The organism is Vibrio sp. Vb1337 (assembly GCF_033338715.1).
GTDB classification, from domain to species: Bacteria; Pseudomonadota; Gammaproteobacteria; order Enterobacterales; family Vibrionaceae; genus Vibrio; species Vibrio alginolyticus.
Genome location: NZ_JAWOTD010000017.1, coordinates 38,864 through 51,545, shown reverse-complemented (window position 1 = coordinate 51,545; position 12,682 = coordinate 38,864). Strand labels below are relative to the sequence as shown.

General features: G+C 46.6%; 6 protein-coding genes. 1 reads left to right on the top strand and 5 read right to left on the bottom strand.

Translation table 11 applies throughout. The annotated features are described in order from the left end of the window. Positions 1 to 80: 80 nt before the first annotated feature. Positions 81 to 2,990, bottom strand: coding sequence for an RNA polymerase-associated protein RapA (rapA, locus tag R7E42_RS17680; RefSeq protein ID WP_005381132.1), 2,910 nt, complete (start codon positions 2,988 to 2,990; stop codon positions 81 to 83). Positions 2,991 to 3,551: 561 nt separating this feature from the next. Between rapA and R7E42_RS17675 the strand changes: the two genes are divergently transcribed. Beyond that, a complete protein-coding gene (locus tag R7E42_RS17675) occupies positions 3,552 to 4,928 on the top strand; it encodes a PhoH family protein (protein WP_005381133.1) in 1,377 nt (458 codons plus the stop codon). 66 nt (positions 4,929 to 4,994) lie between these two features. Here the strand turns inward: R7E42_RS17675 and tldD are convergent, their stop codons facing one another. From tldD to rng, 4 genes are read right to left on the bottom strand one after another with little or no spacing between them, the layout of a single operon-like run. After that, positions 4,995 to 6,440 (bottom strand): metalloprotease TldD, encoded by a 1,446-nt coding sequence (gene tldD, locus R7E42_RS17670; RefSeq protein WP_005381134.1) that lies wholly within the window; start codon positions 6,438 to 6,440, stop codon positions 4,995 to 4,997. 11 nt (positions 6,441 to 6,451) lie between these two features. After that, complete coding sequence (locus R7E42_RS17665; protein ID WP_085570016.1) at positions 6,452 to 7,273, bottom strand: carbon-nitrogen hydrolase family protein; 822 nt, start codon at positions 7,271 to 7,273, stop codon at positions 6,452 to 6,454. Between the two features lie 33 nt (positions 7,274 to 7,306). Continuing rightward, positions 7,307 to 11,188, bottom strand: coding sequence for a YhdP family protein (locus R7E42_RS17660; RefSeq protein ID WP_318072888.1), 3,882 nt, complete (start codon positions 11,186 to 11,188; stop codon positions 7,307 to 7,309). A 12-nt stretch (positions 11,189 to 11,200) separates the two neighbouring features. After that, complete coding sequence (gene rng, locus R7E42_RS17655) at positions 11,201 to 12,670, bottom strand: ribonuclease G (protein ID WP_005381138.1); 1,470 nt, start codon at positions 12,668 to 12,670, stop codon at positions 11,201 to 11,203. Between the last annotated feature and the right edge of the window lie 12 nt (positions 12,671 to 12,682).

The window sequence follows — 12,682 nt, the reverse complement described above, 5'->3', positions numbered from 1 at the left end:
TTCCGCATAAAGAAACTAAACCGTAAATAAAGAAAAAGGTCTTCAACTGAAGACCTTTTTAATGAGCAATAAATACTTACTTAGTTGTGGCTCACCACAATCAAACGCAGCGAGTCGAGCTGAACCTGAGCTTGGTTGATGTAACCAGTGAGCTCTTTAATTTGTGCGTCGATAGCTTCAATTTCTTCGTCACGAATATTTGGGTTCACCGCTTTCAGTGCTTGCAAACGCTCAAGCTCTGCATTCAAACTGTGCTGCATATCTTGATGAGCTTGTTTGCGTACTTCTTCAACCTTCTCTTCAATAAGAACATCACCGGCTTCAATTAAGCGGTGTACATCTTTCTGTACCGACGTAACCAACTTGCTACCTAAGTGACGGTTTACAGGGCTGAGCTGGCGGTTAAAGCTTTCAAACTCCACTTGAGCAGACAAATCATTACCACGCGAGTCCATCATTAAACGGATTGGCGTTTTCGGTAAGAAGCGCGCGATACCACTGCGTTTTGGCGCTTGCGCATCTACCGCGTAAATCAACTCAAGAAGAATAGTCCCGACTGGTAACGCTTTGTTTTTCAATAGAGATACCGCAGACGTCCCCACCCCTTCACTCATAAGAAGATCGATACCACCCTGGATCATTGGGTGTTCCCAACTGATAAAGTGCATATCTTCACGAGATAACGCTGTATCACGATCAAACGTGATCGTCGCTCCTTCGTATGGCAGACCTGGGTAGCTTGGCACCATCATGTGCTCAGATGGGGTCACAATCAGGGCGTTTTCACCTTTGTCGTCTTGATTCAAGCCAATCGTGTCAAAAAGAGAAAGTGCGAAGGTGACCAGATTGGTATCGCCGTCGGTTGATTCAATTTTCTCAACGATTTGTTGTGCTTTTTCCCCGCCATTTGAATGCATTTCTAATAGGCGATCACGGCCTTGCTCCAATTGGGATTTCAGCTCTTTATTCATTTTTGCTGACGCTTCAATGATCTCATCTAGCGTACTGGTATCACCAGAGGCAAGAATTTCAATCAGATCATCGGAGTACTTATCGTAAACAGCACGGCCTGTTGGGCAGGTTTCCGCAAAAGCGTTCAGGCCTTCATCGAACCAACGTGCTAGGATCGCTTGCGATGTGCCTTTCAGGTAAGGAACATGAATGTCGATATCGCGATTTTGACCGATACGGTCCAAACGACCAATACGTTGCTCAAGCAAGTCTGGGTTGAATGGCAAATCGAACATGACAAGTTGGTTGGCAAACTGGAAGTTACGACCTTCAGAGCCGATTTCGCTACAGATAAGAACTTGTGCTCCACCTTCTTCTTGCGCAAAGTAAGCCGCCGCTTTGTCACGTTCAAGAATCGACATACCTTCGTGGAAAACGGTGGCGCGGATACCTTCACGCTCACGCAGTGCTTGCTCCAATTGCAGTGCGGTACTCGCACGAGAAGCAATCACGAGGATTTTCTCGCTGCGCTTCTCTTTTACTTTTTCAAGCAACCAATTCACACGCGAGTCAAACTGCCACCAGCTCGCGTCATCGCCTTCAAATTCTTGGAAAATTTCTTCTGGGTAAAGGTTCTTCATCGCACGTGCTTCAGAACTCATCTTACCGCCAATCATCCCAGCAACACGCATTGATGTAGTGTATTGCGGTGGAATATCCATTGGCATCAGATGCACGTTACGCTTAGGGAAGCCTTTGATGGCCGCGCGCGTATTACGGAACAGAACACGCCCTGTACCATGACGATCCATCAAGTTATCGATCAGCTCTTGGCGTGCCGACGCTTTAGCTTCTTCGTCCGCTTCACTTTCGATAATACGGAAAAGTGGTTCTACGTCTTGTTCAGACAACAACTCAGTGATCTGGTTTTTTGCTTCATTAGGTAGCTTTTCACCGGAAAAGAGTGAAGTAATCGCATCTGCTACGGGCGCGTATTGCTCTTCTTCCTCAACGAACGCTTCGTAATCATAGAAGCGGTCTGGATCCAACAAACGCAGACGAGCAAAGTGACTCTCACGACCAAGCTGCTCTGGCGTTGCAGTCAGTAGCAACACACCTGGAGTACGTTCAGCCAAGCCTTCTACCACTTGGTATTCACGGCTCGGTTTATCTTGGCTCCATTCAAGGTGATGCGCTTCATCGACGACCAGTAGGTCCCATTCACCTTCCAGTGCTTGTTCAAAACGCTTGCGGCTCTTGCGTAGGAAATCCAAAGAACACAGCACATATTGCTGAGTATCAAATGGGTTTTCTGCATCCGCAAAAGCTTCGATACAGCGCTCTTCGTCAAAGATAGAGAAATGCAGATTGAAACGACGCATCATCTCAACCAGCCATTGATGCTGCAGTGTTTCAGGCACCACAATCAAAATGCGTTCGGCACGACCAGACAGAACTTGTTGGTGGATGATCATGCCCGCTTCGATGGTTTTACCCAAACCTACCTCATCCGCCAACAAGACGCGTGGCGCGTGACGACGGCCAACTTCGTGCGCGATGTAAAGCTGATGAGGGATCAAACCTGCACGCATACCACATAGGCCACGCATTGGGCTCTTATGCTGCTCAAACTGGTTGGTTAGCGCACGGTAACGCAGAACAAAGTTGTCCATACGGTCGATTTGACCGGCGTACAACTTATCTTGAGGTTTGTTAAAACGAATTTGGTTGCTAAGAAAAATCTCACGCAGAACAACAGCGGTTTCTTGCGTGTCTTCACGAGTACCGAAATAGGTGTAAAGACCTTCATCTTCCAGTACTTCTTCTACTTTTAGAGACCAACCTTCTTGGCAATCGATGACATCCCCAACATTAAAGGTGACTCGGGTAACAGGTGCATCGTTACGTGCGTAAACTCGGTTTTCCTCTGACGCTGCAAACATCAATGTCACAGTACGAGCATCCATTGCTACAACGGTACCTAAACCTAAATCGCTTTCCGTATCGCTAATCCAGCGCTGCCCCAAAGCAAATGTCATGAATTGACTACCTCGTTATTAGTTCTTGATTCGTATTTCTTGTTGGTCTACTCATGCCCGTAGGCATGGATAATAGTTTAGATCTGATTCTGGCTTCTGCTATGCCGATAGCATTCGTCATTCCAGTATGAACTGAGTATTTTTTAAGCCAGCTCAACATGATAAATCGGACGTAGCCTATACGCAGAAAAAGGTCGCTAATCTTACTTGAAGCTGTGATTTAGGTCACGCCGAAACCGCACCAAGCAGAAACTTTTTTTCCCAAACTCTAAATGCAATCAAATTGTAAAATACTCATGCCAATTATTAAGTTGTAGAACGTAAATATTACGTATACTTCTAATGAGGGGCGTTTAAAACCATTGCATATGATTTAAGCGCGTTAGTACACGATTAGGATCAACACGGGTTTGCAGTAAGTTGTCTTGCTACTCGGTTGCACACTAGCCGACATCAGCCCGACAACCTCTATTGCAAGCAATCAGAGTTAGGTCACTTCACACCTATTTGGAAACGACCTAACAACTCGCATGCAGAGCCGTACTACGGCAAGGAGACGCTATGGGCGATACCGATCGGAAACTGTTTGTACTCGATACCAACATTCTTCTTCATGAACCCTTTGCCATCTTCTCTTTCCAAGAACACGATGTCGTTATCCCCATGACCGTGTTGGAAGAACTCGACCGAATCAAAGACAGTAAGCGCGACGTTGCAAGAGATGCGCGCGTGGCTATTCGCACCTTGGAAGATTTGTTTAAAGAAGCAACGCCAGATGAAATCTCTGAAGGCATTCCTGTTTCTAAAGACAACCCCGACCAAGGTACTATTTCCATTTTGGCGGATTTTGAACTGCAGGAAACTGTCAAAGCCTTCGCCGACAAAGCCGGTGACAACCGTATTCTCAACGCGGTGCTTTATCTGCAAAATAAACGTGCACCACGTGAAGTGGTACTGATCACGAAAGACATCAACATGCGTCTGCGAGCCAAAGGGGCTGGTGTACGCTTTGTTGAGGACTATAGAACCGACCAACTGATTGACGACATCCAATACCTAACCAAAGGCTTTCAATTGCGTGAAGGTGATTTCTGGAGCGGTATTGAGGAAGTAGAAAGCTATGCTCTGGGCGGAAAAACTTACCACAAACTCAGTCGCGAACCCTTCGACCCAACCTTTATCAACCAATACGTTATTGATGAAGACAGTGACTTTGCTGGTCGCGTAGAAACCATCAATGAAGACAAGCTAACGCTTCTCGACCTGAGCCGCGAACGTCTAATGCATCGTAAGGCTTGGGACATCACACCTAAAAATATCTACCAGGGAATGGCGTTAGATGCCTTACTCGATCCAGAAATTGACTTGGTGATTCTAACGGGTGCGGCGGGTAGTGGTAAGACATTACTGGCAATGGCAGCAGCATTGGAGCAAACCATTGAAAAAAGCATGTTCGATAAAATTATCGTAACACGTAACACGCCAGATATCGGTGAATCCATCGGCTTCTTACCCGGCTCCGAAGAGGAGAAAATGATGCCGTGGTTAGCGGCGGTGACCGATACCTTGGAAGCACTACATAAACACGATCACTGCACTGAAGGCTCATTGAAGTACATCTGCGATAAAGCCAACATTCAATTTAAATCGATCAACTTTATGCGTGGCCGTTCGATTCAAAATGCGTTTGTACTGCTTGATGAGTGTCAAAACCTCACTGCATCACAAATCAAAACCATCATTACCCGCTGTGGCGAAGGAACCAAAATCGTCTGCTCCGGTAACTTGGCGCAGATTGACTCTCATTACCTCACCCCAGTGACATCAGGATTGACGTACATGGTTGAGCGCTTCAAGAACTTTGAAGGCAGCGCAAATATTCACCTCAACGGCGTGGTTCGTAGCCGCTTGGCGGAATTTGCTGAAGAAAACCTGTAATTGACACCGACTCACAAAGCAAAAGAGCTCTCATTAGAGCGCTCTTTTTATAACGATTCGACTGAGTTACTCCGTGCCACCCACTGTCAGTGAGTCCAGCTTCAAGGTCGGCTGACCAACACCAACTGGCACACTTTGACCTGCTTTACCACATACGCCAACGCCCTTGTCGATACTTAGGTCGTTACCGACCATAGACACTTGCTGCATTGCTTCGATACCTGAGCCAATCAACGTCGCACCTTTAACAGGGCGCGTAATTTTACCGTTTTCAATCAAGTACGCTTCCGATGCAGAGAACACAAACTTACCCGAAGTAATGTCCACCTGGCCGCCACCAAAGTTTGGCGCATACAACCCTTTCTCGACCGTCGAGATAATTTCTTCTGGCGTATGTTCACCTGGAAGCATGTAGGTGTTGGTCATACGAGGCATTGGCAAGTGTGCATACGATTCACGACGACCGTTACCCGTTGGATTTACACCCATTAGCCGCGCGTTTAGCTTGTCTTGCATATAGCCTTTCAGCACACCATTCTCGATAAGCGTGTTGTACTGACCGTTTACCCCTTCATCATCCACATTCAGTGAACCACGAAGGTCTTTTAACGTGCCATCATCGACGATGGTACACAACGAAGACGTCACTTGTTGACCCATTTTTCCAGAGAACACTGACGACTCTTTGCGGTTAAAGTCACCTTCTAGGCCATGACCTACCGCTTCGTGTAGCAACACGCCTGGCCAACCTGAGCCTAATACCACTGGCATCATGCCTGCTGGTGCGGCTTCTGCTTCAAGGTTGATTAACGCCATTCGAATCGCTTCGTCTGCATAATGGAAAGCTTGTTTCACTCCATTGCTTTCCGTTAAAAAGAAATCGTAACCGAAACGGCCGCCGCCCCCCGCACTACCGCGTTCACGTCGTTCGCCTTTTTGTGCAAGCACACTAATAGACAAACGCACCAAAGGACGAATGTCGCCTGCATAAGTACCGTCTGTTGCCGCAACAAGCATCTGCTCATGCACACCGCTGATGCTAATCGAAACTTCTTTAATCAATGGTTCTTTAGTGCGGATGTAAGCATCTAGAGATTTGAGCAATTCTGTTTTTTGCTGCTTTTCCCATTCAGCTAGTGGATTCACAGCCGCGTAGTACGCTTGGTTTTCGGTGCGTTTAAACGCTTGGACTTTGCCATTTTGCCCTTGCTGAGCAATACCGCGCGCCGCCATTGCACTCTGCTTCAGGCCTTCAGGCTGGATTTGATCAGAGTAGGCAAAGCCGGTTTTCTCGCCAGTTACGGCGCGGACACCAACACCACAATCAATGTTAAAAGAGCCATCTTTGATGATGCTGTCTTCTAGAACCAGAGACTCATGCCAGCTGGACTGAAAGTAAATGTCCGCATAATCGATCTGGCGCGTCGCAATGCTGGCAAGCGTGTCAGCAATGTCTTGTTCTGTCAGACCATTTGGGGCAAGGAGTGCCTGTTCTATTTGGTTTGTGCTCATAGTTAGCTCTTTTATTTCCGTCTCAATTCATTTTGAAAGCGACTGTGTTGAGTCAGCGGCATATTCTGCCTTACTTGTTGGCTTTGTGACAAATCTATCTCAGTCACCAATAAACCTACTTCATCCTGAAGCTGTTTATGGATACGTCCCCAAGGGTCAACGACCATTGAGTGTCCCCATGTTTTTCGTCCACATGGATGCGTTCCAGTTTGTCCGCTTGCCAAAATCCAACATTGTGTCTCAATCGCTCTAGCTCGCAATAGTATTTCCCAGTGAGCTTGCCCCGTCACAGCGGTAAACGCAGCGGGCACCACAATGATATCCGCCCCTTCTTGACGCAATACTTTATAAAGTTCTGGGAAACGTAAATCATAACAAATACTCAATCCAACACTGCCGATATCAGTTTCCGCAACGACTATTTGATTACCCGCCATAAACGTATCCGACTCACGATAACTACCATAACCATCGGCTACGTCGACATCAAACATATGCAGTTTGTCATAGTGAGCAATGCATTTACCGTGCGGCGGCAATACAAGTGTTGTTGTCGTGACACCTTTTGCGGTTTGAATGGGCATGCTTCCGACAATCAGTGTTAACTGGTTCTTTCTTGCGATTTCACAGAGCCGCTGTTGAATCATGCCACTGCCAAGTGGCTCTGCATGTTGATGATAAGCTTCGCGACTGGCAAATAGCACTGTATTTTCAGGAGTAAGAACAAGTTTGGCACCTTGCTTGCTCGCTAAAGCACACTGTTTTTCAATGAAGTCCAAATTCGCGTTAATATCCGGACCCGAAGTCATTTGAATAATGCCAACACGCTCCATGTGTTTCCTCCCTATTCCATTATATTCGGTGAGTTATTTGGCCTGTTCACGCAGTTTTTCTGGCAGCTTGTATTCACCTTTACTTCGCGAAATTTCTTTCACCGTTGGTGAATCTAGTGGGCCTTTCACTTCATAATTGACTTGAGTGAAGACCTCAACCACCGGAGATATCACCGTAGAGATGGCCAAGACATACAAAGCAGTTTGAGGCGCAACGGCAAACGCGGTCAGCATTGGTAGGCCTGATGTGATGTCTGGTGTGAATTTCACTTCCGCATCAACCATTCTGCTGTTCATATTAGCGATGCCGCGGATTTGCATTTCCCCTGCTAACGCATCCATTACGATATCATTGGTGATAAACACACCGTCTTGGATTTTGCCCGTTCCCGTGATCGAGTTGAATGCCATGCCTTTATCGAATACGTCGGTAAAGTCGAGCTGCATCTTACGGATGATAGAATCCAAGCTAAACAAGCCTAACAAGCGTGCCGCACCACTAACTTCACTGATCACGCCTTTACCAAATTCCGTTGAGACGTTTCCTTGCAAGGTTTGTGTCTTCATTGACCAAGGTGCGCCGTCCCATTCCATATTGGCATTGATCTCAAATGGTGCTTGTTGAATGCCTGATGTAATACCAAAGCGCTCCATAAGATCGGTGTTGTTATCACCTTTCATTTTCATGGTTAAGTTGGAATGACTACTCTCTTTCGTCAGGTCCCACCAACCACTCATATCAATGCGGTTTTTGCCGCTACTAAAGGTGATATTTTTCCACTCCAAGCGGTTCTCGCGACGCTGCAAATCAACATTAACTTTGCCCACTTTGTAACCTTGCAGCCAAAAATCATCGATGTTCAAAGTTAAGTTTGGCATCTCTGCGTGAAACTTGCGGTCAAAATTGGTAATCAAAGGTGCGTTTTGATCTTCACTCGCAAAGATTGAACTGCGCTCTTTGGTCATCTCTTCAAACCCTGGGATGTACAGATGCAAGTGCTCTAGAGAGACCGATAGATCATAGGGTTTCAGATAGTTAGCTTTCCCTTTAACCTCTTGACTGTCCACATCGAGTTGCCAACTCAAATTTTTCTTGCTTGCTGAAAAATCCACATCATGAAACTCAATCCCACCGAGCTGTAAGTTTGGCGTTTCAACTTCAATGCGTGTCGGCAATGGAATGGTCGGCGTTTTCATGCTTGCCAAAACAGACGATGAAGGCTTGCTCTCAGAGACCTGCGCAAGCTCAGCCCATTGGTCTAAATTCAGTTCTTCGACACGCACCGAAGCATCGTGCCCGACAATAGGACTAATCCGGAAGCCACCTTTGCCAACCATTAAATGAGTCGCAGTCAGAACCGGGACATCGCCAGCGATATCTATCTCAGTTTGATACTTCACATTTGGGATCTGTAGTCTTGCTGAAATACTCTCTTGGTTGCCGGATGCTTGCAGTTTCGCTTGCCCAGACTCGCCAATTTGTTTCGCTAAAGGATAAGGATATTGACTAGCCAGACGATTTAGCTGCGCCAGCACTTCAAGCTGATAAGTGAAACCAACATCATTGAGTTGCAAGTCAATGTCCATTTGCCACGGCGCATGGCCAGAAACAAGGTTTAACCAACGCTCACCGACATAGGGTTTGAGAGGCTCGACATCCCAATCTCCTAGTGTATTAATTGTCACGTTGTAGCCTTGCTCCGCACTCTCTCCATGGAAATCAAGAGAGATAGGCTGTTGTAATAATTCGGCCGACAAACCCGATGTGGTAACCACATCATTGTCGAAGGTGATACGCCCTGTGGCGTTTTCAAGCGTCATTGGCGGCGCTTCAATATCAACACGATTTTCTGTTAAATCTGCATAACCCCAAGCGCGAGACTCTTTCTCAAAATCAAACGGTATATTGAGTTGAAACTCAGAGTAAACGGGACCACTCACTTGCAGCGCTGTCAATGCGGCACCGACTGAATCCACTAATGGCGTCGCCATCATGTAGTCACGGACTTCATTACCCGGCGCGCTTGCTTTCGCTTCAATCTCGATGTGTCCACCTTCTGCCAACTCAGGGATTCGCCCAGTGATACGCTTGGCATGAACGCCATTTAGTGTGGCTGATTTTGAATCCAAATACATGGCATCATTTTCAAACAGCAAGTCTAGCTGCAAATCCGTGATGGTTGGCCATGCCGTATCAAAGCTAAATTTCGCGTCTTTTAATCCAACCCAAGCTTGGAACATGCCATTATGTTCTTTGTAAGGAAAATCACCTAACTCGCCATACCACAACAATTTCGCTGTATTCACTTTTCCGCCCTGAATCGCGGTCGAAAGATAGTCGGTCAAGTCTTGTCCAAGTGCCAGAGTCGGTAGATAGCGCCATGTTTCACCCGCGTTGTAGAGATCCGCTTCGGCATAGAACGATAAAAATGGGCTTTGTTCTTTTGGAAAATCAAGACGAAATGCCCCCAAAACTTGAAGATCAGGCGTTGCTGCCGTCACTTTATCCGACCACAAACGCCAGCCCGCATCATCTTGCTGCCAGATAATATCGACTTCACCTTGTTTGATATTCAGCGGAGATTGGAATACATCGCCGTACGGAAAGACATCATCAATGACGGTGACTTTTGCTTTAGCTTGATTCACATCCCCCGATACGCTGCCCTGTACGTGATGAAACCCGGGTAGGAGCTCCCATTGTGTCATCGCGAGTTCATCCAGTTCAGCCGAGTAGCGTAAGGTGTCTAAACCACCGTTCATTGACAATCGGACATCTTCGACCCGACCTTTCGGTGCTAGTTTGTTAATAAGGTCACTGGTCGACTCTGACTCTGGAGCCAGCTTAATGAGCGGAATGAGTGCTTCAATGTCGAGTTGAGAGAGATTAAGCATCCAGCCGTTTGGTTGCCAATCAAACGCGACGTCTAGCTCTGGCCAAGGAGTATTATCGGTTCTGATCTGAAGTGAGTGGCCATTTACTTTCCAGCCTTGTTTATCTGGTCGAAGATTGAAAATTCCAGACTCAATAAACAACTCATGATGTCCATCTTCATTCCACACCAACTCGGAAGGCAGCAACTCAACATAAGCATCATGCGGTTGGCTATGTTTGAGCGTTAGCCAAGTATTTAAGCTGACTTTACCCGACTCAGCTCCTGACTCTTCTTGCATGTAAGTGGTCAGCCAAGGTGTGACCGAGACATCTTGAGCACTCACGTAAAACTCACCAGATACATCGCGCAACGAGCCATGATCTTTAAAGTTAGCGCTTACTAACAATGAGTTCAGGTGAACATCGGCAATGCTAACCGTGCCTTCGGCTACGTGATGTTTCCCTTGATTGCTCCAACGAAGCTGCTCAATATCTAAACGGCGAGTTTCACCTGACACAGACTTATACCAAATCCGTGAATCGCTAATAGTGAAGTCTTCGAACTGACGTAAAAGAAGTGAGTCGAGTTGGTCAATGAGTTTCACTTCGCTCTTATCCACTTCAGGCTTCGGATCTTGACGATGAGAAGTCGGCAGAATGTCTACCGTGTGAATGTCTAAAGCGAGGTTATGAATGGTAAGGTCTGCAACTACAGGTTTAAGTTGAAAAAGAGATTGAATAAGGTCGAACTCAATTTGGACTTCTTCAACAGCGAAGCGTGCATCTTGTACGTTTGGTAGATTTGCCTCTAAACCCAGTAACGCAATTGAGGGATGATTATTGCGCCACGTCCCTGCGACATTAGCAATAGAAACGTCAAAACCTGTGCCTTGTTTGACCCAGGTTTTGATCTCATCTTGGAAATGGTTAAGTTGCGGCAGTGTGACGCGAAGCGTGGTTACTAATATGGCTAATAACACCAATACAGTAACTAAACTCCACGCACAAAAACGCCCAAAACGGTTAACACCAGAATTCACAAATGTTCCAAATTACATCATTACGACGTCAAACTGTTCCTGAATGTACAGGGGTTCAGCCTGAACTCGCACTTGCTTGCCAATAAATACTTCGAGCTCTGCCAACGCATGAGACTCATCGCCCAATAGCGCTTCAGCAACAAACGGCGATGCGTACACGACAAAATTATCGGCGTCGTAAGCACGGTTCACACGAGTAATCTCGCGTAATATCTCAAAGCATACGGTTTCGACCGTTTTCACGCTGCCACGGCCTTCACAAGTAGGACAGCCAGAACACAAGATATGTTCAATACTTTCTCGTGTGCGCTTGCGCGTCATTTCAACTAAGCCAAGCTGGGTAAAGCCGTTGATGTTGGTTTTTACTCGGTCTTTCGCCAGCGCCGTTTCCAGTGAGGTAAGTACTCGCTGACGATGCTCTTCGGATGCCATATCGATAAAATCAATAATGATGATACCGCCGAGGTTACGTAAACGTAGCTGACGCGCAATAGCTTGCGTTGCCTCTATATTGGTATTGAAGATAGTCTCTTCGAGATTACGACGACCAACAAATGCACCCGTGTTGATGTCGATGGTGGTCATGGCTTCGGTTTGATCGATGATCAAATAGCCGCCCGATTTTAGCTCGACCTTGCGCTCTAAAGAACGCTGAATTTCGTTTTCGGTGTCGTACATGTCAAAGATTGGCTTGTCACCTTCGTAAAGCTCAAGCTTATCTGTTAACTCCGGTACATACTCAGAAGTGAATTCTTTCAGGTTCTCGTATTCAAGGCGGGAGTCGACCATGATCTTATCGAGCTCTGTGCCAACAAAGTCACGCAGAATGCGTTGAGCTAAGCCGAGTTCACCGTAAAGTGTTGAACGCGTTTTGTATTTTGAGCGACGCTCCATGACTTTTAGCCACAAACGCTTTAGAAATGCCGCATCTTGAGATAGCTCTTTTTCATCAGCGCCTTCTGCCGCGGTACGAATGATAAAACCACCGTGCTCATCGCAGTAATGGTTCACCACCTTTTTCAAACGCTCGCGCTCTTTTTCACTTTCAATACGCTGCGAAACACCGACATGGCTGGCCCCCGGCATAAAAACAAGATAACGCGAAGGTAAGGTGATATCCGTCGTTAAACGCGCACCTTTTGTGCCGAGCGGATCTTTGACCACTTGCACAACAATGTCTTGTCCCTGGCGTACCAGCTCAGAGATATCACGGACTTGAAACTGCTGTTTTTCGTTTTCTGCCACACATTCGGTATGAGGAACAATATCTGACGCATGTAAAAATGCCGCTTTATCTAAACCAATGTCGACGAAAGCCGCCTGCATACCTGGTAACACTCGGCTTACTTTGCCTTTGTATATATTGCCCACAATACCGCGACGCGATTCGCGCTCGATATGTATTTCTTGTAGTACTCCACCTTCAATCATGGCCACACGAGTTTCACTCGGGGTCACGTTAAGCAGCAATTCTGCACTCATGTGCACACCTCA

Excerpts from the sequence above, each read along its gene's own strand:
- rapA (WP_005381132.1), bottom strand. The coding sequence starts at position 2,990 with ATGACATTTGCTTTGGGGCAGCGCTGGATTAGCGATACGGAAAGCGAT.
- R7E42_RS17675 (WP_005381133.1), top strand. The coding sequence starts at position 3,552 with ATGGGCGATACCGATCGGAAACTGTTTGTACTCGATACCAACATTCTT.
- tldD (WP_005381134.1), bottom strand. The coding sequence starts at position 6,440 with ATGAGCACAAACCAAATAGAACAGGCACTCCTTGCCCCAAATGGTCTG.
- R7E42_RS17665 (WP_085570016.1), bottom strand. The coding sequence starts at position 7,273 with ATGGAGCGTGTTGGCATTATTCAAATGACTTCGGGTCCGGATATTAAC.
- rng (WP_005381138.1), bottom strand. The coding sequence starts at position 12,670 with ATGAGTGCAGAATTGCTGCTTAACGTGACCCCGAGTGAAACTCGTGTG.